The following is a 20,479-nucleotide window of genomic DNA, read 5'->3' as shown; positions in this document are numbered from 1 at the left end:
TCATTCCATTGACAAAGCTTTTGTCTATTTTTAATAAATCAAACGAATAATTACGTAAATAACTTAAAGAAGAATAACCTTTTCCAAAGTCATCCATTGATAGCTTTAGTCCAAGATTCCGAAGTTCATCTAACATGGAATCAATGTAGGAGTTTCCTGTCATTAAAACGCCTTCGGTAATTTCAAGCTCTAAATTTTCTGGTTTAATATTAATCTCACTGAGCGAATCTTTAATAAAGCCGACTAATTCTTTATCCCTAAACTGGCGAGGGGATAGGTTAACCGCTATCGTGTAATCCTTATTGTTAATATTTTTCCATTCTCTTAAAAATATTAACGCCTGCCTAATAACATATTTCCCAATAGGTATTATTAAACCAGTGTGTTCGGAAATTGGAATAAATTCATCAGGCGTTACATTTCCTAGATTTGAGTTATTCCAACGAAGTAAAGCTTCTGCACCAACAACACTTTCGCTTTTTATGTCAAATTTTGGTTGGTAGTGTACTTCAAATTCATTCCGCGAAATTGCACCATGTAATTGTTCTTCTATTTCAAAACGGCGCAGCATGATTTCATTCATTTCTTTTGTGTAAAATGAATATGCATTCCGACCTAGTGCTTTTGCTTGATACATTGCAGCATCTGCATTACGCAGTAAATCAGAAACCGAACTACTATCTTCAGGATAAATGGCGATACCAATACTCAGTGTTAGAATCAGCTCCCGGCCATCAATTTGGAACGGCTCTCTAAATATATTAAGCAAATTCTCGGCAATTTCTCAGAACTTCTTTCAGCCTCCTTAAGTATTTGTGATAAACGATCGAGCGATAAAAATCGATTAGGCAACAAGGTTAAAGCATCAAAATAAGCATGCTGACGTATTATTTCGGACGATTTGTGCTGCTCAGTGATATCTCTGATAATTGTTACAATTTGCTTGTACGCTTTTAAATGGCTAAGTCTTGCCTCAAAATAACACTTGCCGTGGGGCATGCATAAATAATATTCGAAGCTTAATACGTCATCCTTAAAAGTTACGTCATTAATGTAATCTTTAAATTTTACGGAAAGATTTTCGGGCAAAAAGCTTCCTATAGTTTTACCTACAAAGACGTTTGGTGAGACATAGAGATCTTCTTCATCACTTGAGTGATAATCTATGATGGTTCCATCTTCTTCCATTAAAAAAAACAAGTCAGGCGTTGCTTCAAATACCGCTTTAAGCATATTGTCTTTAAATACAGCCTGCTCTTGGGCTTTTCTAACCTCAGACAAATTAATATCAATACAATACATTTCCTGCTTGTTTTGTTCATCAGTAAACAATACATGGTTTGAAAATACGTTTACATCTTTACCAATTTTGTTACGCAAGGTAATTTCTGATGCAGGTATTTCTATACCGTTACTAATCCACTCCCTATGGGCAGAGATAACAACATCACGCATATGTTCGGGAATAATTAGTTCTTCTATTTTTTTTCCTAACGCTTCTTCTTTGGTGTAGCCATAAAGTAATTCGCTACCCATGTTCCAGTAGGTAACTCTACGATCTTCGTCGTATCCTTGAACCGAGATAGCATTCACCGCATCAAATAATTGATGGACTGCATCTTTTGTGGCTGCTTTATGAAGTAGCATAGAGTTAGTTTAGCTGCCTTTTAGTTGGATTAAATAATAATGTTGGATTGTTCAAAATCGTTTGATCCATAAAAGTTGACCTAAGAGCAGGGATGATCTGAATAACCTCAGGTTTTTTAAAAGTATTAATTTCAGGATAGAGCACCCATTCTGTTACATCAAGGAGGCTTCCCGCGTCCTTTATGTAGGTAGACAGCAACGAGTGAGTAGGCATCTGCCAATTCCGTCACACCTTAGAGCAGTTGGTGTTTAGTACACAGTTCTACTTATCAGCTCAAAGCGCTCTATACTCTATTTAACATAATATACATTATACGCAGTACGGTGTTGGTATAGGTGCGTAAGAGGTGCTGGCAAATACTCGTTCTGCTCTGTACGTTGTCTACCTTAAAATCGAGCCATGGATAGCACCGAACTTTGCTTTATGTGCACGCTCGTGCGCCTAACTGTCGCGGCTAAGATACTCAGGCCAACGAACATCTCAGATCAGACATTCGCTCAGCCCGACCTACGAAGGAACTTGGCAAGCCTGAGGGTTGCATCATCCTGCACACCGGTTTTTCCTGCGCCCGTCATATCATTCGTTTCTTTAAACGTCAGCCAGCTAACGCACCTGTGTCTCTTCTTTGGTAACTGGGTGGTACATTTCATTCTTACGCGCATAAGCATTCGTGGACGGCTAAAAGGCCAGTTCTGTGACGGCACTAGTCGCTATAATTGTCGTGCTGAAAACGTGAGTGTTACCCAGCCAATTCTGCGCAGTCAGTAGCCGTACACCGAAAGCCGCTGTACTTTACCGAAGCTATCTCAGAGAACTGTCCGCGCCAAGGCACTTTAGGAAATATCAAATGAAGAGCGCTAAGGCGCTTCTAGAGCGAACACACGTAATGTCCAATATTTAGGAGTATTGGACATTTTACTCATATAGATATACTCTCCCCAGAAATACTCAATCAATCAAGGCCTCACGTGTCCAGATCATTCACGGGTCATCCACTGTTCGATACGACGAACTATCTCGAAGACCTTGCGGACTTTCATTGTCACCCTTCAATACCGCAGTTTCTTGGGACACTTCCCCAGGCAACTGGCCTGCTTCGTCAGGACTATGAGATCAGCCGTCAGTTTCTTCTGAGGTATTCCGATGTTGCAGGCACGTTTACGCGATTTCGGAGTGAAGTTCAGCGCTTTCTTAATTATTTGTGGGTTACGTCTGGGCGAACGCTGTCACAAACGGATTCTGATGTGGTTTCCGCCTACTTTAAAACCCTGAAGAATCCGCCCAAGTCCTGGATAAGTCGGGGCGTATTTTCTGCCTTTACAGATTTGGGCGGCCTGCGTGTGCCGAATCATGTATGGCGGCCGTTTGCCTTGCGATCGAAGGATGAGAACTCAACGTACAGCGCCAGCCAAGCCAGCTTGAATGCCAGTCGAACTGCTCTGCAAACCTTCTTCAAGTTTCTGGTTTCACAGCAATACCTGTTATCGAATCCGCTTGATGAAGTGCGAAAGCGTGACCGTAAGGCAAAGCCACAACTGTCTAATGACGTTGAGGCTGATGTGCGCCGTTTGACGGACTGGCAGTGGGCCTATTTTCTGGAAACCGTAACGGAAGCTGCTGCGCAACACTCTAAATACGAACGACATCTTTTTGTTGTGGTCACCATGAAGTCACTGTTTTTGCGCGTCGGGGAGTTGGCTCCACGACCACTGGAAGACGGCGCCGAGCGCATTCCGGTATTTGGGGATTTCCGGCGAAAGGTGATTCAGGGTGAAGAATACTGGTCTTACTTTGTGTTTGGTAAGGGCGACAAGGCCCGTTCTGTCACTCTGCCTGACGCCTACCTCCCCTACCTCAGGCGCTGGCGCACGTATCTTGGGTCACCGGGCACCATGCCCGAGCAAAACGAACGCAACCCGATTATTCCCTCAAGCCACGGTAATGCACTGGGCAAGCGACAGGTTCAGCGTATTTACGAACAAGCGGTGATGTTGACCGTTGAGCGAATGCGGGATTACGGCTTTATGGAAGAGGCTGGCCAGTTTGAAGCCATTAAGTCGGAAACACACTATCTGCGCCATACCGGAGCCAGCCAGGCGATTGAGTCTGGTGCGGATATACGCCACATTAGTGAGGAGCTGGGACACGCCAGTGCGGCTTTTACGGAATCTGTGTATGTGAACTCAGACCAGGCCCGAAAGCGCTTTGAGGGGCGGGGCCGGTTAATATAGAGCGAGGCAGGTAACCCTGCCCCGTGCGGCGTGGGTTGCATTCATCGAGTATTGAACTTTTTGTTCCCCCAGATCCTCAAGCAACTTCCGGTAGGTTCCTTTAATGATCCATCACTCTTCAAAGTCATCCCAACTGATCATATTCAACTCCTACCGAACAAAGATAGATTAATGAAGGGTTTTTGGTTCGGGCACCGGCTCTCGCTTTACCCTGCCCGCGATCAGTGATCCCAGCACAATCAGCAATACCACGGAAATAAGCGGCGCGCTGTATGCCAAGGTGCCAAGCAACTGGATGTTGCCGTGCTTCACTCCATAATCCCACGTAAAAAAGGCAATACCAACCGGCCCCAAACCAAGCCCGAGCACCCCAACCCACTGAACCCATCCATTTGGCCACACAGTCGTTTCCCAAGCTAGATGACACAGCAGCGCCACGGCTGTCACACCACAAAACCAGACTACTGCATCTGTCGGTACGCTTTCTACCAACCTGGACAGCACAGAGTATGACGACCATATCAGTGCACAACTAAAGGCAACCAGGTAACCTTCGAAATTGTCCATAACAAAACCGCCGCTATTACTTCCGATCAGCAGCCAGCACCCCACCAGAGCGAGTATAGCGCCCATGATGTGTTGTTTGTGCAAGGACTCGCCGGGTAAAAATGACGACATTAGAACGATAAACAACGGCCAGAGATAGGCAAGCAGGCTAACTTCTGCTGCTGGCGCCAGCGTCATGGCTTTGAAATCAGCATCCACAGCCCCATGGCCACCATCATCAGGTTTTCGGTTAGCGAGATAAAACCGAGGGGTACATTGCTGTCGCCACCAACGCAGGCGCATTTGAGTCCTCGTTTATCGATGTAGACAGCCTTGAATACAGAGAAAGCGCCCACGGAGCCGATAAACAGCGCGACGGGCACGGAAAGCCAGATCATTGCTCCTGATATCTTCAGCACACCGGCGAGCGCCTCCCCGAACGGGTACAGATAGCCGTACCTTACCCATCGCTGGGCCAGCAAGTCGTAATTGAGAAACATGGTTGAGAAGCTTTCAATGTCTTGGAGCTTCTGAACAGCGAGCAAACACATGGCAACGGAAATGAACCACTCAATTGAAACCCTTTTGCTCAAGCAGGTCCTTTGATTTAAGGCCAAAAGGACACAGATGATCGGGCATTACCATGCGGTAAATGATGGCGTGTTTCTGATTACTTGAAGGCACAGGTTCTCCTCCTTTCTCCAGCGTTTGCAAAAAATCTATTGTTATTCAAGATCCTGCCAGCCCGCATCCGGGCTGAATCGCGGGCCGTGCCGTTCGGCAAGTGCTTCGAGGCGTTGGCGGATGCCCTCCACGCCTTCGTCCCGGGCATATTTCATCGGTCCACCCCGGAAAGGCGCAAACCCGGTACCGAAGATCATTGCTCCATCTGCCGTGTCTTCATCAGCAACAACGCCTTCACGAATGCAGGTCATACAGGCGTTGAGCATGGGCAACAGAAGCCTGTCCAGCGCATCTTCCGGGGCCGAGGAATCCGGGTCCTGCTTTTCGGGTTTACCGTTTTCCCATTTGTAGATGCCCTTGCCTGATTTTTTACCCAGCTTGCCCTCGTCAACCAGGCTTTTAAGCCATTGAGGAGTGGCAGGCATTTTGGTTTCAAGGCGTTCCTGGAGCATTTCAGCCACGCCTACACAAATGTCGAGGCCCACCTGGTCCGCCAGTTCGATCGGCCCCATGGGCATGCCAAAATCGACGGCCACTTTGTCGATAGCCTCTGCCTGCACACCTTCATCAAGCATGACCATGGCTTCCACCAGATACGGCGTCAAAGCCCGGTTCACCAAAAAGCCAGGTGCGGTAGCAACCGCCGCCGGCAAGCGGTCTATCTGGCCGACGAACTTACGCGCACGGTCGTATGTTTTGTCTGAAATTCGGTCGTGGGTAACCACTTCCACAAGCGGCATACTGGCAACCGGGTTGAAAAAATGCAGGCCTACCAGGCGCGCCGGGTCTTTTAATCCCTCCTGCAGGCTCTCCAGGGGAATACTTGAGGTGTTCGTGGCCAGAATGGCGCCTTTTTTAAGCTTGGGCTCCACCTCGGCATACACGCCATGCTTGATTTCCACCTTTTCCGGTACAGCTTCAATAACCAGGTCCGCATGGCCAATGCCCTGATTAGCAAAATCGGGAATCAGATTATCCAGGATGTCTCGGGTTTGGGATTTGGACCGGTGCTTTTTCTCACATAACTCGTTGAGTTTTTTGATGGCATGGGCAATCTTGTCGGTCTCTTTATCAAACAGGCTCACCCGTAAGCCCTGAAACGCACACCACCCGGCTATATCTCCGCCCATTTCGCCGGCCCCCACCACGTGCACATGGGTAATGGGGTCTGCTTCTGCTCGCGCCAATCCTTTCATGGCTTCCCGCAGGAAGAAAATCCGCACAAGGTTGCGGGAGGTGTCGGTATTCAACAGGTGGGCAAAGGATTTTATTTCTGCGTCCCGCATGTCCTTGCCCTGCCCTCCATAGAGCTCCCACAGTTCGATCAAAGCTTTGGGGGCAGGATAGTGTTCGGGAGGCGCTTTAGTGAAGGTTTTCGATCGCATCTGGCGGGTTGCAAGCTGCCGTGCGGGTCGCGTGCTCATCAGCTGATCCCGCAGGCGGGCACCGCTTTGTTTGACGTCTCCCTCCACAACAGCGCGAACGGCCGCCTGCACATGCCGTTCCTGGATGACATCGTCCACTAATCCCAGTTTTTTGGCTTTGCTGTCATGGGTGTTTTTGCCCGTAAGCATCATGGTCATGGCTTCTACCGGGTCAATCAGCCGCGTAAGGCGGTCGGTTCCACCCAGGCCGGGATGAAGCCCCAGTTGCACCTCGGGGAAGCCCAATTTGGCGCCGGCAATGGCAAACCGGTAATCACAGGTCAGTGCCAGTTCCAGGCCACCACCTAGACAGGCACCGTGTACGATGGCTATCTTGGTGGCCTTGAGTGCCTCGAACCTGTCGATCACTTCATGGGCTCGCGTGAGCTTTTCCACAGCTTCATCTTCAGTGCTGAGTGACTCAAACTCGGAAATGTCGGCGCCCATGCAAAAGCCGCTGGCTTTGACAGATCTCAGAACCAATGCGTTTGGTGTGTCCGTTTCCAGCTCATTGATGATCGCGGACAGCTCTTCGAGCACATCAACGGAGAGCACGTTGGCACTTGCGTCTTTTTTGTCAAAGAGCAGCCAGGCCACGCTGTTGTTATCCCGGGCAAGATGCCAATGGTTCCACTGGCTCTTCCCTTGATTTTGCCAGGGGCCGAATTCCACCTCTCGGGTACTTAGTGCTTTCAGAATAGGGTCTGTCATGGTGAACCATCCTCTCTCGTCCTGTGGAGAACCTAAATCGCCTCGATCAGCATGGCACCGGATTGACCACCGCCAATGCACTCGGTTGCGATGCCACGTTTCAGTTTTTTGCGGCGCAGCGCATTTACCAGATGAAGCACAATCCGGTTGCCACTGGTGCCCACCGGATGACCGATGGCAACGGCGCCACCGTCCACATTCAGCCGTTCAGGGTCGAGGCGGCCCATTGGTTTATCCATGCCCAAAGCCACGCGACAGAACTCCTCGTCTTCCCAGGCTGCAGCACATGCCAGTACCTGGGCTGCAAAGGCTTCGTTAATTTCCCACAGATCCACGTCGTTCAGGCCCCATTCCTGGCGTTTCAGAATGGCAGTGGAACTCAGCGTGGGGCCCAGCCCCATAATTTTCGGGTCCAGAGCGGACCATTCGCTGTCCCGAATAACCGCAATGGGCTCCAGGCCGTACTTCTCGACAGCCTCTTCTGAAGCCAGCACCAGCCAGGAAGCGCCGTCGGTAACCTGGGAGCTGTTACCCGGAGTTACCTGGCCGTAGGGTGGTTCGAAAGCCGCTTTGAGCTTGGCCAGAGCATCCACCGAGGTATCGGGTCGTACCCCGTCGTCCTGTTTGTAAATCGTGCCATCGGGCGCGATGGCGGGGACCACTTCACCATCCAGCCAGCCTTCCTGTTGCGCCCTGGCTAGCCGGTGATGGCTGCTGACCGCGTACTCATCGGCCGCCTTGCGGGTAATATTGAACTGTTGTGCTAACACTTCTGCGGTCTGCCCCATGCTCAGACCCACGATGGGGTCAGTCAGCCCCTTGACCAGGCTAATTTCAGGTTTGAACTGCGTGGGATTGAACTGGGTCACTTGGCGAATGTAATCCTGTGGAGAGGATGCAGCGCTCAGTCCGGCCAGCCAGCGCGTTGCGTCTTCACTTAGCATCATGGGGGCCTTGCTGAGCGCTTCGGTGCCTCCGGCCAGTATCAGGTTGCTGTCGCCATCACGAATGTACTTGTAGGCGGTGTCGATTGACTGCATACCCGAGCCACAATTGATTTGTACGGTAAACGCCGGCATGGCTTCACCCATACCCAGGCGCAGAGCGGCTACGCGGGCGGGGTTCATCTCATCCGGCAGCACATTGACGCAGCCGAGAATGACCTGATCAAAAGCGTTATAAGGAATTGGAAGGCGCATTAGCAGTGGACGGCCGCATTGAACAGCCAGATCAACCGGCGTAAACGGTCCGGGGGCATCACGCGCTTTCAGGAAAGGGGTACGTGCACCGTCAATAATATAAACCGTGCGGCCGATTGAATCAGGAGTGTTAACGCCGTCGGGGGCCTGATCGGCTGCGGAATTAACGGAAGAGTCGGTAGTGGTCCGTGTCATTGCTGTTCCTCCATTGCTGACCATAAACATTCGCGCATACATTTTGCGAAACTGATCAGGAAAGAACTGCCGGTGAGCTTTCCTTTTAAGCTGTATTGTATTCAGCCTAACGCGACCGGTAAAAAACCGTCAACACAAACGGCAATCTGATGCTCTAATAACCACTCATCGATGCCGATATTCAATTTCATAGCTGCTGGTTGCATGAAATTTTTGTAGGATCTCCGCTCACCGTTCGAATATCTCCCTGCTTTCCGCTACCTGCTTCAACGCTCCGATGACCCTGACCTGCTCCCCGCCGGCTGAACCGCATTCTGCTTAGGTAGGGTCAGAGCCGGATTTTTCTGACAATGAGCAGTATTGAAACAGGGTCAGGGTCAATCCTGACCCGGACGACGAATTTAGTACTTTGTGTGGCGTTTCAAGATACGGCTAATTATCTTGAAGATCTTGCAGACTTTCACTGCCACCCTTCAATACCGCAATTTCTTGCGACCATATTAGTGAAGAACCGGGGCATACAAGCGCAGCCTTTACTGAGTCGGTATATGTGAACTCAGATCAGGCCCGAAAGCGCTTTGAGGGACGGGAGCGGAAAATATAGGCGCAGTCACGACGAGCAACTATGGTGCGACAATCCACCAAGCTCAAAAAACTCCGACGGCTTCAGTCTGTAGTATTTTTCCTCCACGTCCTTCGATTGTTCAGCGTATGGCTGCGTCATGACTTCCTGCAGCTCTCGAATTAAAGAATAGTCCCCCGCAGCCGCTTGGTGATACGCAGGCACAACGAACCACTCCCGCAAACTGTATTTTGGATTGACTAGCTTCATCTGACGAGAAAGCTCCTCACAAGAGCTAAATTGAGTGAGCGATTTCCATTTTGTGAGCCACTGTGACCATCGCTTATCCATCTCTTCGGGGTCTGCGTCGTACGACGAGCTTTTGTAGAAGCTGTTTTTGAGTGGGCCAATATCGATGGGCACATTCGAAAGCTCGCGAAAGAACATTGTGTAATCAACAGGCATTTGCTGCATCAGTGTTGCGAGCTCGTTGAACAACTCTGTGTTAAAAGCGTCAAGCCCAAGTTTTGCAGCCCACATCGTATCCATTTTTGCCTGCATGACCTTTGGAAACTCATTCTGAATCTCATCGAGTTGCCGCAAGCTGCCCTGATGCGCAGTCAATAACGGCCGCAACGCCGAACAAAACGAGCGGAAGTTGCGCTCTGCGGCCACCGGCTGATTCAGGAAAGCGAAGTGATGCCCGCCACCTGTCCATGGCTGGTAAAGCGGATCGAACACATCGCAGAACCCGAATGGGCCGTAATCGAGTGTGAAGCCGCCGGCAGCACAGTTGTCACTGTTGAAGTTACCCTGGCAGTAACCGACGCGAACCCAGTTCGCCACAAGCGACGTGAGTCGGCTGAGGAACTTGCGCGCAAGCAACACCACTTTCTCGGCGGTGGCGAGCGTTTGGTCGATCTCTTCTGAGTACTCACGATCAATCAAGTGCAACACGATCTTCTCGAGCTCATCCATCGCTTGCGGGTGCTCGTCTTTGCGAGCACGGCGAGCAAAGAGCTCAAGCTGGCCAACCCGAATGAACGAAGGTGCGACCCGCGTTGTGATGGCGACAGGCTCCCATATGAGCCTGTCTGGCTCTCTTGCATATGAGCCCTGTGAGTACCACGGCCGCCTGACTTGCTCCGTTTTCGACACGTACAAACTCAGAGACCGTGACGTTGGCACCCCGAGCGCGTACATATGCTCCTGTGCCAGAAACTCCCGAACACTCGATCGCAAAACGGCCCGGCCATCTGCGCCACGGCAGTATGGCGTTCTACCGCCACCTTTTAACTGCATTTCCCAGCGTTGACCATTGATGACGGCTTCAAGCACTGAAATTGCGCGGCCGTCGCCGTATCCATTACCAGTTTGGAACGGGCACTGCTGTTGGAACTCGGTGCCGAAGATGGAAAGTGCGTAACCGCACGCCCAGCCAGCTTTGCGCATGGGCGCCGGAACGAAAGAAGTATCACCCGAGAACATTTGAGTAAAATCGGCCGACTGCGCCAGGCTGTCGGCAAAACCCAATTCGCGAAAGAAGCTTTTACTATGGGCAACGTACTCGGGGTTTTCGATTGGCGTTGGCGTGACAGGCACATAGTGCCCAGTGAAGACTTGCCGCGGCGCGTGGTCGCGTCCGTTTGCCTTTGCGTCTGGGTCGCAGTTGAGAGTATCCATGAGCGAATAGTTTGCCAACGTTGCGAGATCGTCGAGGGTCGCGATCATGGGGGGGGGGCTCCTCATGCGTGGGTTTGTTTATGGCTGTGGCAGATTTCCATCCTATCAGACAAGGCTGTGAACGTAGATTAGGAACCCCGTTCCCTCGCTGCCACTTTGACAAATTCTTGATACTTTCTTGATCTGCTACTGACGCGTCCTCCCCTATTCTGCACTCCCGTTAACGAGTTCCCCAACTGCGGATTCACTGACTACACTAACCAAGAGTGCAAGCATGCCTTCTTTCTTTTCCGCTAAAAATCACTCACTACCCGAACGTGTGTATCGTTGGTTCAGCTGGGCCGGTGCCTACGCGCCTTTATTGATGCTGTTTGTCGCAATACTAATCATCGGCAGCCTGTCCCGAGCATTTCTGGTGGCATGGCAGTTTGATCGCGTTGCAGAGACATCTGTATGGCCAAGCATCTTTATTCATGGCCTGCGGGTGGATCTAATCATGGCTGGCATGGCCGTGGCCCCTTTGGTTTTGCTCTTGCCGGTGTTGGGTCATCGTTTCAGCTGGATGGTTTGGAAACGTCTAACAAGCATTTGGGCGCTGATTGTCGTTTTTGTGTTTCTTTTTATGGAGCTGGCCACGCCAACGTTCATCACCGAGTACGATACCCGGCCCAACCGCCTGTTTATCGAGTATCTGGATTATCCCAAGGAAGTACTCAGCATGCTTTGGGAAGGCTATTTACCTACCGTAATTGTGGGAATCCTTCTTTGCATTTCACTAACCGTCCTATTTGCCTGCCTGATGCGCTCGTGGTCACGAGAGGCCCAATCAGGCAGCTATCGGAAAGCGATTCTGGTTTGGCCAATCGTTGTTCTCGCCGTGTTTATCAGTGTTCGTTCCACAACGGGTCACCGCCCCGCTAATCCGGCAATGTTTGCGCTAACCTCTGATGCTCTCGTGAACTCACTGATTATCAACTCCACATGGTCTGTGGCGTTTGCGATATACAATCTCAAGCATGAAACAGATGCGAGCGACAGCTATGGCCAGATGACAATGTCCAAAATACTGGATGAGGTCACAAGCGCGCCCTGGCTTCGTAGCTATGAGTTTAACGACAACAAATCTCCGACACTGCATAAACAAACACCGGTAAAAGCGAGAACCCGCCCCCTTAATCTGGTGATCGTTCTGGAGGAAAGCCTGGGCGCAACGTTTGTTGAATCACTGAGCGGCACGCCGGTCACGCCTCGCCTTGAAGCTCTGAAAGATTCAGGTTGGTGGTTCGAAAATCTATATGCGACGGGTACAAGATCTGTTCGAGGCATCGAGGCGGTGGTATCCGGGTTCCTGCCATCTCCCGCCCGCAGTGTGGTCAAACTATCACTCTCACAAACCGGTTTCTTTACGCTAGGTGGGCTGTTAAACCAAAAAGGCTATGACACCGGCTTTATCTACGGCGGAGAGGCTCACTTTGACAACATGCGCAGCTTTTTCACCGGCAATGGCTTCGATTCAATCGTAGATCAGCAGGATTACACCAATCCAGCGTTTACCGGAAGCTGGGGTGTCAGTGATGAAGATCTGTTCGAAAAAGCCCATGAAGATCTTCAAAAACTACATGTCTCTGGAAAGCCCTTTTTTCGCCTGGTTTTCTCGTCATCCAATCACACGCCGTTTGAATATCCGGACAACAGAATTGAACGGTACGATGAGGAGAAAAATACCGTCAATAACGCCGTCAAATACGCGGATCACGCCTTGGGTGACTTTATAGACACCGCACGGAACAGCGACTACTGGAACGATACCCTGTTCCTTATCGTTGCAGATCATGATGCCAGGGTGTGGGGCGATGAGCTGGTTCCCATCAAGAATTTTCAGATTCCCGGGCTGATACTCGGCGCAGACATTGAAAGCCGCCGTATTGAAACGATCACCAGCCAGATTGATCTTGCACCAACGCTGCTTTCGCTCATGGGCATTGCAGGTGAGCACCCCATGGTAGGCCGGGACTTGGCGAGATTTCCGGACGCGCCCGGTCGGGCAATCATGCAGTTCAACGATTACTACGCATGGATGGACGACCGCTACAATGTGACTGTACTGCGCCCCGACCAACAACCTTTAGCCGGCGTTTATTCACGGGAAACCGAAAGCACCGAATATCTGGCAGATGCACCTGAAGAAACGGCTATAAGAAGAGCTCTGGCCCATGCTCTCCTACCCTTGGAACTGTATCGAGAACAAGCATACGGGCTACCCGACTAACATGGGCAGAGCGAGAAGCGAGCGTAGGCGCCTTTGATGCGGTGCTTGTCAGGCAAGATTATGAACGTGGATCAGGAACTCAGTGCCCTCATTGTCCGATTGCGCGATTTCCAGATCCCAGCCCAGACGCTCACAAACCAGCCGGACAATCAGCAACCCAAAGGTAGTGTTGTTGAACTCTCCGGCCTTGGATGTATCCGTGCTGGGCGGCCCGATAGTGTTCAGGCGCTCAGTTACGTTTTCAGGAAGCCCTGCCCCAAAGTCTCGCACCGAGATTCTGTTCTTGATTAGTTGAACTTCTACTCCGGCATGAGTGTGGCGCAGCGCATTCTGCAACAAGTTACGCAGTAACATGCGTACTAGAGCGGGATGAGTTGTGACCCTCAGCCCCGGGCTGTTGTTATAAACGGTAACCCGTTCGGTATGACCTGGAAGCCCATGTTCCAGATCATCAATTGTGTTCTGAACCACCTCGTGCAGCACAATAGTTCTGGCATCGCCTTCGGACGCTTCACTGCGAGCAAGTTCAAGCAGTACTTCCGTATCGTCGCGCATGGTTTCCATAGCTCGGCGAATACGGGCAAGGGTTTTTTGATCCGCCATTGAAAGACTTTGGCGTTGCTCCAATACATTCAAAGCGCCACTCATCACAGCCAAAGGCGTACGAAGCTCATGGCTGGCTAATTTAACAAAGGATTTTTCTCGCTCGATATGGTGTTCAAGCGCGGTCAGGAACCGGTTAAACGCTTCGGCAATATCGCAAAACTCTTGGTCGCGGTAGTCCGTGGTAATTTGTTGCATCGACGGTCCCGGCACTCTACCCAGCACTTCACGGGTTAGCTTCTTGAAGGGTCGCACCAAATACCGAGAGCCCGCCCGGGCAGCAAAATAGCCAATTAGAAGCATGACACTAGCCACTCCGACCAGAACCATCTGAACCAACGACTCACGATTTTCCATGATAGTGATATCTTGAGCCAGGAAGAGTTTGCCACCGGGCTCTTCCAGTCGTTTCGCCATGTATCAGCAGCGTTACGTCACCTATTTCGATTTCCTCGGACAACGGCATAGTGCGATTTTGAAAGTATGTCGGCAGAGTGTCGTCGGCCTCGCCGTCAGACAGGAAAACGGCTTTTAGCCTTGCCGTTTGTATGGGTTGAAAATCCCCTTGCTGAAGCTGCACTGCAAAAAACTCGGCATCAGCCTTCAGTTCGAGCCCCAGAATGGTGTCTTCAACGTCTTCAACAAATAATTCAATAACAAACATTGAGGTTGCTGTGGTTGCAGCAATCAGAAAAAACAGTGTTCGGGCAAAGCGCGTGGTCAAAGATGACTTCATAGCGTATCGGGGTTCCCTTTTTCAGGGACTTCTAGACAGTATCCCCGTCCATGGATTGTTTTTACCATCCCGCTGCCCAAGCCTGCGTGCAGGGATTTTCGAAGTGTGTAGATATGAGTACGCAGGCTGTTTCCCTCGGTTTCTCCATGATGAGCACCCCATACCGCATCCGTTAGTGCCTCGTGGCTAAGAAAGCTCGGATACGCTCGCACCAACAATTCAAACAGGCGAGCTGGCGTGCCAGACAAAGCGATTTTTGATCCACGCAATTCCACTTCTAGTGTGCCCGGATCGAACCGAATATCGCCAGCCGCCAAAACCGGTCTCTGTGGCGCATAGCGCCGATGAAGCGCTTCTATCCGTAGCTGTAATTCGCGCAACTCGAACGGTTTCACCAGGTAGTCATCCGCGCCGCAATCAAACCCTTTTTCCTTATCATTCAGAGCGCTCAGTGCGGTCATCAGAATGACGGGCGTCTGGCATTGCAGGTCTTGGCGGATACGCTTACAAATATCGTAACCATTGACGCCGGGTAGCATCAGATCTAGCACGATAACGTCGTAGCTTTGCGTGGCCAGCAGATGCAGTGCAGTCAAACCATCAGCAGCAAAATCCAGTGTGTAGCGTTCCTCGCCCAGAAACTCGAACAAGTTCTCTGCAAGATCCATTTGGTCTTCAACAATCAACAGCCTGAGAGGAGATTGGACAGAGCCTTTAAGAGAAGTTTGATTAGGTGTCATTCGAGCGGATTCCGTTGGCGTCAGACATTGGCTGCTTCTTGCGGAGCAATCCTTCAATGGCCAACAATTGATAGCGATAATTTTCCATAACCTTCAAAGCGGACGGCGACAGCTCAGCCACTTTGTCTTCTGACCAAGCTCTTGGAACCGCCACATACAAACGTTGAAAGCTGTTGGCACCCGGCAAGCTTCGCAAACCACCCTGCGTTACTTCCAGAGCCGTTCCGCCTGAGTAAATCCTGGCTGAAAATGGCAATTCATCCAGATAGATCAATGGGCTGTCACCGGTTTTCCTAGTCTGCTGATAATAGCTTACCAGTTCTTTCTCTGTTTTGAGCGGCGTCCAGCCTGCTACAGCCAGACCCACGAATACCGTTAGTAAAACTGGCACCAGCGCCGCCAACCCAACCCGCATCCGGGACAACCAAAAAGACTCGCATTTCGACGCCCAACGGCCGATCAAAATGGCCGTAAACGGCAGAGAGGGCAATATATAAGTCCACAGCGTATTGCCTGCAAGCGTAAAAAACAGCATAGGAGCCAGTGCGCTAACTACCAAAAAGCTAACGCCAAGATTAGATATTGTATCGCGCACAATCCCGCTTCTTTTGCGCCTAGCCCAAGAGAATATCAGGCTAACCAGCGCAACGATGCCCCAGGGGAACGAGGCCCACAACCAGAACATCCAGATCATGCCTTTGGGCTGATTGTGAGCGCTGCCGTAGAGATCCCCTGCCCACCCTGGATCTAAGAACCGGCGAATATGCTCTCCCACGATAAAATAATCCAGAAACCCTGGGGTCTTTAACTCGGCCAGTATGTACCAGGGACAAACCAGCAGGGCTGTTAACAATATTCCTCTGAGCCAGGGCAGCCGGCGTAGATTGTTGGTCGCTTCTCGCCATGAGATAAGTAACCACAACGCAATAGGAATTCCGATCAGAACCAGAGCTAACGGCCCCTTGGAAAGAAGTCCGACCACCAACCCGATAAAGAAAAGCCACCGCCACAGTCCGCCCTCTCCTGCCATTACCAAACAAAAGCTGACCAGAGTTAGGGTGGTACCCAAAGCAAGGAAAGCGTCGGTCATTACCGCGCCGGCGCTGATGTATGTAAGCGCCATGGTGACGAAAACCAGGCTACTCCACTGAGCCACCTGAACCGTCCAGATTTGCCGCGCTAGTCGCCACACCAGCCAAAGCATGGCGAGCGTTGCCAGCCAGGAAGGAAAACGCAGCGAAAACTCTGAAACACCAAATACCTTGATGGCCGCCGCCTGTGCCCAGAACGACAAGGGCGGTTTACCCCAGAAAGGAATACCCGGTTCAAACCAGGGCGTAATCCAGTCACCGGTTTCAGCCATCAGGCGGGCAATTTCCGCGTAACGAGGCTCGGTAGTGTCGGCAAAGGGAAAAAATGCCATACCGATGAAACGGCTAAACAGCACCGCGGCCAGTATTAGCAACCAAACGTTAAACCGCTTTTGCATGATGCGTCCTTGCTTTGTGGTCTGCCCTTTTGCGACTGGCTCGTCGGCGTGTGGCATCCTGGTGTTCGATCACCTCATCTGTCAGATAAACAGGTCGCTGCTTCGATTCTATATAGGTTTTACCAACGTATTCACCAACAATGCCCACACTCATCAATTGAATGCCGCCCAGAAAGCTGATGATGGCCACAAGCGACGGATAACCGCTGGTTGCATCCCCCAACATGATGGCTTTGACCACAATCCACACACCAAATAGCGCGCCCATACTGGCGGCGACAAGCCCGATTACGGTTGCCCAGCGCAATGGCGATACAGAAAACGAAGTCAGCCCTTCGAGAGCCAAGCCTACCAGCCCGGGGTAATCCCATTTGGTTTCCCCTGCCACCCGAGCTTCACGGTCGTACTGGATTATCTGCGTTGGCATGCCTATCCAGGCAAACAGCCCTTTCATGTAGCGGTTGCGTTCATTCAAAGTCAGCAGAGCATTAATAGCCTTTCTGCTCATTAGCCGGAAATCACCTGTATCCACCGGAATATCCGTTCGGCTGGTCCGGTTCAGTAATCGATAAAAGAGGTGCGCGCTCCAGCGTTTAAATGCAGTTTCGCCAGCCCGTGAGCGCCGCTGCATCAGAACCACGTCCACACCAGACTGCCAGCATTCAACCATGGCCGGGATCTGTTCGGGCGGGTCCTGCAGATCGGCGTCCAGCACAATCACTGCAGCACCCCTTGCCTGCTCCAGTCCGGCTGTCATGGCTGCTTCCTTACCAAAATTTCGGCTCAGCTTGATCAAACGAATGCCAGGCGTTCGGTTGATCACATCACGGATGTACTGGGCACTGCCATCGTCACTACCATCATCAACCAGCACTATTTCCCAGTGCAGATCCAGTTGAGCAAGTATCGGTAGAACCCGTTCAAAGAAGAGGGGCAGCATCGGGCGTTCATTGAATAGCGGCACCACCAGCGATAACAGCGGATTCTCAAACGGACCCTCGATCGGGCCATCGAAAGACACGGCAGGGAATTCAACGCGTTTGTTCATGGAAAACCAGCCTTTGGTAGACAATATAATTCAGTGCGGCCACAAGACCTGTGGTAACAACTTGTGAAAGTTTTACAGGAAGTGCCAGTAGGTTATTGAGCAGGAAGAAAAAGACGAGATTGCACAGCCACGCGAAAAAGCAGGAGCCGATATAGCGCCATAGCGTGAAGTTGTGAGGGCCGGCATTGCGAAACGCCAAGCGCCGCTGAAGACCATAATTGAGTGCGGCTCCAGACACGCTTCCGCTTGCCGTTGCCAATATCGGCTCAACCCCGGCGCCGATTAGTGCGGCCATCACAAACCAGTGAAACAGCGTGGCAAGACCACCGGCAGCAATAAACCCCTGTAATTGGGGCGGTAAGAATTTGTTCATCACAGAAACAACCACCTCGGAGACAAATAAAGTCGGCCTGACATTTAGCAGGTACGATAGCCCACCCTGTGTCAGGGCCTTGTGGAGGTTTCATCAGGAAAATGTCAAAACTTTAAATGATGGAGGGTGATCCACTTAAGCGCTCGGTGGTCGTATGTAGAAAGGCGCTGAGATACAATCACCGGCTGCCATTTTCCTGCTCCCGAGGCCCTTTACTTCATGCCAGACCGTTCACCTGCCGCGACTACCTATTCACCCCGGAAAGTCATGCTCATTATATTTTCCCTCGCTATGGGTGGGTTTGGGATTGGCACCGGTGAGTTCGCCATTATGGGGCTTATGCCCAACGTGGCCCTGGACTTTGGCGTTACCGAGCCGCAGGTTGGGCATTTGATCAGTGCATATGCGCTGGGGGTTGTTGTAGGTGCGCCACTACTCGCAATCTTTGGTGCACAGCTATTTCGCAAACACCTGCTCATTGCGTTGATGGCTTTTTATGCGGTGGGCAACTTCGCCAGCGCGATGGCAGGCAGTTACGAAACGTTGATGGTTTCCCGATTTATTGCAGGCCTGCCTCATGGTGCCTACTTTGGTGTTGCGGCATTGGTAGCCGCATCGCTGGTGCCGCTCAACCGAAGAGCGAAAGCCGTTAGCTATATCATGATGGGCCTCGCACTGGCCTTGTTGTTTGGTAATCCACTGGCCACTCTTATGGGGCAACACCTTGAATGGCGATACGCTTTTGGTTTTGTCGCGTGTGTCGCCACACTTACCACGGTTCTTGTGTTCTTTATTTTGCCGTTAAACCGCGAAGAAGTACGGCACAGTTCTTTAAGCGAATTGCGGGCGTTCAATCGACCACAAATCTGGTACCCATTAGCCATTGGCTCAGTTGGGTTTGCTGGTATGTTCTGTGTATTCAGTTACTTAGCGCCAACACTTTTGAACGTTACTCGGGTAGAGCCTATATGGATTCCAATCGGGTTGTTCGTGTTTGGCTTAGGCGGGTTTGTTGGAAACATACTAGGTGGCTGGCTGTTTGATCGTTTTCAATTCAGAAGCGTTGGGCTGATTCTGCTTTGGGCTGCGGTTATGTTGGCACTGTTTCCGATTGCCACGGGTACCATCTGGAGCATTCTAATAGCCTGCTTTTTGATCGCACTCATGGTGGCCATGGGCCCTGCCCTACAAACCCATTTAATGGATGTTGCCCACGGTGCTCAGACCTTGGCGGCGGCCTCTCATCATGCAGCTTTCAATCTTGCCAATGCGATCGGGCCTTGGTTAGGCGGCATGGCAATTAGCGCTGGCATGGGCTGGCAAGTTACCGGCTATGTGGGCTCAGCCACGGCGGTTGCAGGGTTGGTTGTTTTCTTGATGGCTCAGAAGCAGCTTAATAACAAACCTGAAGGCGCCATTGAGCCGTGCGCTAAATAATCTTTTTTACGATTAGGTTCGGCGCAAGCTCACTGATCCATTTTCGATACCAGATAGTAAGTGCCCTGGGCTTTGCGGCCACAGGCTTTCTATCTATTCAAGTGTGTTAACTCTCAGAACTTCCTTATCCGCCATTCTAGTGATACGGAAACGGAGGTCATAATCTGGAAAATCGTCATCCCCGCAGACCGCTGGCCCCTCACAAGGGTTTAGCCGGACTGTGAAGTTCTTCATCGCGCCAGCCGTGGGCAAATCTTCAATTAATTCTCCAGTAGTCCATGTGCCGATGTATTTACCAACAAAAGTATCCTGGCAGTCCGTGACGAAACTACCGGAGAAACAAAACGGGAAATGAGCAATAAAACTGTCATCATCAAAGAAAAAGGCAGTAAATCGGATAGGGCCAGGGCCACCCTCGCCCTTACAAACCCATCCTGACCCTTCACCCCCATATCGGCCATCGATGATTAACTCATTCCCTGCTATCGGGTAGATACAGCTCTGGAGCTGATGAAAGTCAAAAGAGTCTCCACTGTCCACGTCATCTTGGATTAGCGTTGAAACAACCGCATTAGACTGCCAGACAGCGTATATTTCATCTGACCCAAGCCTATCCCAGCCAGTTTCATCCACCGCTTTGAAACCTAGAGCCTCTACCATGAACATTGGCTGTAAATTGTGAGTCGATAATTTGGGGCTTAGCTCTATAAGGTGTTGATTCTCTGAAGCTACAGGAGCGATGGCTTCTATATCCTTCATTGGCAAGGCACATCCTGTAAGGAACAGGCCGAACAAGGTAGTGGTGACGGCGATTCTGAATATGGATTTATTCATATGCCTACTCCCGTTGTTAGTGGCCAATTAAAGTGACCCACTACTGGCCATTAATTTTGACCCACCT

17 protein-coding genes are annotated in these 20,479 nt (G+C 50.9%); 3 read left to right on the top strand and 14 right to left on the bottom strand.

The genetic code is table 11. The features are described from left to right. A partial coding sequence (locus ACTH3S_RS13320) for a putative bifunctional diguanylate cyclase/phosphodiesterase (protein WP_441809494.1) occupies positions 1-769 on the bottom strand: 769 nt, incomplete at its 3' end. Further along, positions 721-1,647 (bottom strand): PAS domain S-box protein, encoded by a 927-nt coding sequence (locus ACTH3S_RS13315; protein ID WP_441809493.1) that lies wholly within the window; start codon positions 1,645-1,647, stop codon positions 721-723. The genes ACTH3S_RS13320 and ACTH3S_RS13315, both read right to left, overlap by 49 nt. A gap of 969 nt (positions 1,648-2,616) precedes the next feature. Between ACTH3S_RS13315 and ACTH3S_RS13310 the strand changes: the two genes are divergently transcribed. Next, entirely contained in the window at positions 2,617-3,879 is a 1,263-nt protein-coding gene (locus ACTH3S_RS13310; protein ID WP_441809492.1) for a tyrosine-type recombinase/integrase, read from the top strand. Between the two features lie 168 nt (positions 3,880-4,047). On the opposite strand, the gene ACTH3S_RS13305 is transcribed toward ACTH3S_RS13310, so the two are convergent. From ACTH3S_RS13305 to ACTH3S_RS13285, 5 genes are all read right to left on the bottom strand, one after another. After that, positions 4,048-4,644 (bottom strand): DMT family transporter, encoded by a 597-nt coding sequence (locus tag ACTH3S_RS13305; protein ID WP_441809491.1) that lies wholly within the window; start codon positions 4,642-4,644, stop codon positions 4,048-4,050. Then, the gene (locus ACTH3S_RS13300) at positions 4,620-5,018 is read right to left on the bottom strand and encodes a MauE/DoxX family redox-associated membrane protein (protein WP_441809490.1); all 399 of its coding nucleotides are present in this window, start codon (positions 5,016-5,018) and stop codon (positions 4,620-4,622) included. Before ACTH3S_RS13300 ends, ACTH3S_RS13305 begins: the two co-directional genes overlap by 25 nt. 132 nt (positions 5,019-5,150) lie before the next feature. Further along, entirely contained in the window at positions 5,151-7,244 is a 2,094-nt protein-coding gene (locus tag ACTH3S_RS13295) for a 3-hydroxyacyl-CoA dehydrogenase NAD-binding domain-containing protein (protein ID WP_441809489.1), read from the bottom strand. 32 nt (positions 7,245-7,276) lie between these two features. After that, entirely contained in the window at positions 7,277-8,638 is a 1,362-nt protein-coding gene (locus ACTH3S_RS13290; RefSeq protein WP_441809488.1) for an acetyl-CoA C-acetyltransferase, read from the bottom strand. A gap of 610 nt (positions 8,639-9,248) precedes the next feature. Continuing rightward, positions 9,249-10,931 (bottom strand): protein adenylyltransferase SelO, encoded by a 1,683-nt coding sequence (locus tag ACTH3S_RS13285; RefSeq protein ID WP_441809487.1) that lies wholly within the window; start codon positions 10,929-10,931, stop codon positions 9,249-9,251. Between the two features lie 226 nt (positions 10,932-11,157). Here ACTH3S_RS13285 and ACTH3S_RS13280 point away from each other — a divergent pair, with 226 nt between their 5' ends. Beyond that, positions 11,158-13,152 carry an LTA synthase family protein gene (locus tag ACTH3S_RS13280; RefSeq protein WP_441809486.1) on the top strand — a complete coding sequence of 665 codons (1,995 nt, stop codon included), beginning with the start codon at positions 11,158-11,160 and terminating at the stop codon, positions 13,150-13,152. A gap of 48 nt (positions 13,153-13,200) precedes the next feature. Here the strand turns inward: ACTH3S_RS13280 and ACTH3S_RS13275 are convergent, their stop codons facing one another. The 6 genes from ACTH3S_RS13275 to ACTH3S_RS13250 are packed head-to-tail and all read right to left on the bottom strand — an operon-like array spanning position 13,201 to position 18,156. Next, positions 13,201-14,172, bottom strand: a complete 972-nt coding sequence (locus ACTH3S_RS13275) for a sensor histidine kinase (protein ID WP_441809485.1) — start codon at positions 14,170-14,172, stop codon at positions 13,201-13,203. Further along, positions 14,099-14,491, bottom strand: coding sequence for a hypothetical protein (locus ACTH3S_RS13270; protein ID WP_441809484.1), 393 nt, complete (start codon positions 14,489-14,491; stop codon positions 14,099-14,101). Before ACTH3S_RS13270 ends, ACTH3S_RS13275 begins: the two co-directional genes overlap by 74 nt. Beyond that, positions 14,488-15,231 (bottom strand): response regulator transcription factor, encoded by a 744-nt coding sequence (locus ACTH3S_RS13265; RefSeq protein WP_441809483.1) that lies wholly within the window; start codon positions 15,229-15,231, stop codon positions 14,488-14,490. The genes ACTH3S_RS13270 and ACTH3S_RS13265 overlap by 4 nt, the downstream gene beginning before the upstream one ends. After that, positions 15,221-16,720 (bottom strand): ArnT family glycosyltransferase, encoded by a 1,500-nt coding sequence (locus tag ACTH3S_RS13260; protein WP_441809482.1) that lies wholly within the window; start codon positions 16,718-16,720, stop codon positions 15,221-15,223. The genes ACTH3S_RS13265 and ACTH3S_RS13260 overlap by 11 nt, the downstream gene beginning before the upstream one ends. Then, positions 16,704-17,768: a glycosyltransferase family 2 protein gene (locus tag ACTH3S_RS13255; protein ID WP_441809481.1), complete on the bottom strand. Its 1,065-nt coding sequence runs from the start codon at positions 17,766-17,768 to the stop codon at positions 16,704-16,706. The genes ACTH3S_RS13260 and ACTH3S_RS13255 overlap by 17 nt, the downstream gene beginning before the upstream one ends. Continuing rightward, positions 17,752-18,156 (bottom strand): GtrA family protein, encoded by a 405-nt coding sequence (locus ACTH3S_RS13250; protein ID WP_441809480.1) that lies wholly within the window; start codon positions 18,154-18,156, stop codon positions 17,752-17,754. Before ACTH3S_RS13250 ends, ACTH3S_RS13255 begins: the two co-directional genes overlap by 17 nt. 252 nt (positions 18,157-18,408) lie before the next feature. Between ACTH3S_RS13250 and ACTH3S_RS13245 the strand changes: the two genes are divergently transcribed. Continuing rightward, positions 18,409-19,578: an MFS transporter gene (locus ACTH3S_RS13245; protein WP_441809479.1), complete on the top strand. Its 1,170-nt coding sequence runs from the start codon at positions 18,409-18,411 to the stop codon at positions 19,576-19,578. A 93-nt stretch (positions 19,579-19,671) separates the two neighbouring features. Here ACTH3S_RS13245 and ACTH3S_RS13240 read toward each other — a convergent pair whose 3' ends face one another. Next, on the bottom strand, positions 19,672-20,412 hold the full coding sequence (locus ACTH3S_RS13240) for a hypothetical protein (protein ID WP_441809478.1): 741 nt from the start codon (positions 20,410-20,412) through the stop codon (positions 19,672-19,674). Positions 20,413-20,479: the final 67 nt, after the last annotated feature.

The sequence above is a fragment of the Marinobacter sp. genome (assembly GCF_052094685.1).
GTDB lineage: Bacteria > Pseudomonadota > Gammaproteobacteria > Pseudomonadales > Oleiphilaceae > Marinobacter.
The sequence above is the reverse complement of the archived record's forward strand: the minus strand, read 5'-3'. Positions and strand labels throughout refer to the sequence as shown.

Bases quoted from the DNA above. Each gene is read 5' to 3' on its own strand.
- ACTH3S_RS13255 (WP_441809481.1), bottom strand. From the start codon at position 17,768: ATGAACAAACGCGTTGAATTCCCTGCCGTGTCTTTCGATGGCCCGATC.
- ACTH3S_RS13260 (WP_441809482.1), bottom strand. From the start codon at position 16,720: ATGCAAAAGCGGTTTAACGTTTGGTTGCTAATACTGGCCGCGGTGCTG.
- ACTH3S_RS13315 (WP_441809493.1), bottom strand. From the start codon at position 1,647: ATGCTACTTCATAAAGCAGCCACAAAAGATGCAGTCCATCAATTATTT.
- ACTH3S_RS13295 (WP_441809489.1), bottom strand. From the start codon at position 7,244: ATGACAGACCCTATTCTGAAAGCACTAAGTACCCGAGAGGTGGAATTC.
- ACTH3S_RS13245 (WP_441809479.1), top strand. From the start codon at position 18,409: ATGCTCATTATATTTTCCCTCGCTATGGGTGGGTTTGGGATTGGCACC.
- ACTH3S_RS13275 (WP_441809485.1), bottom strand. From the start codon at position 14,172: ATGGCGAAACGACTGGAAGAGCCCGGTGGCAAACTCTTCCTGGCTCAA.
- ACTH3S_RS13290 (WP_441809488.1), bottom strand. From the start codon at position 8,638: ATGACACGGACCACTACCGACTCTTCCGTTAATTCCGCAGCCGATCAG.
- ACTH3S_RS13285 (WP_441809487.1), bottom strand. From the start codon at position 10,931: ATGATCGCGACCCTCGACGATCTCGCAACGTTGGCAAACTATTCGCTC.
- ACTH3S_RS13240 (WP_441809478.1), bottom strand. From the start codon at position 20,412: ATGAATAAATCCATATTCAGAATCGCCGTCACCACTACCTTGTTCGGC.
- ACTH3S_RS13265 (WP_441809483.1), bottom strand. From the start codon at position 15,231: ATGACACCTAATCAAACTTCTCTTAAAGGCTCTGTCCAATCTCCTCTC.
- ACTH3S_RS13270 (WP_441809484.1), bottom strand. From the start codon at position 14,491: ATGAAGTCATCTTTGACCACGCGCTTTGCCCGAACACTGTTTTTTCTG.
- ACTH3S_RS13280 (WP_441809486.1), top strand. From the start codon at position 11,158: ATGCCTTCTTTCTTTTCCGCTAAAAATCACTCACTACCCGAACGTGTG.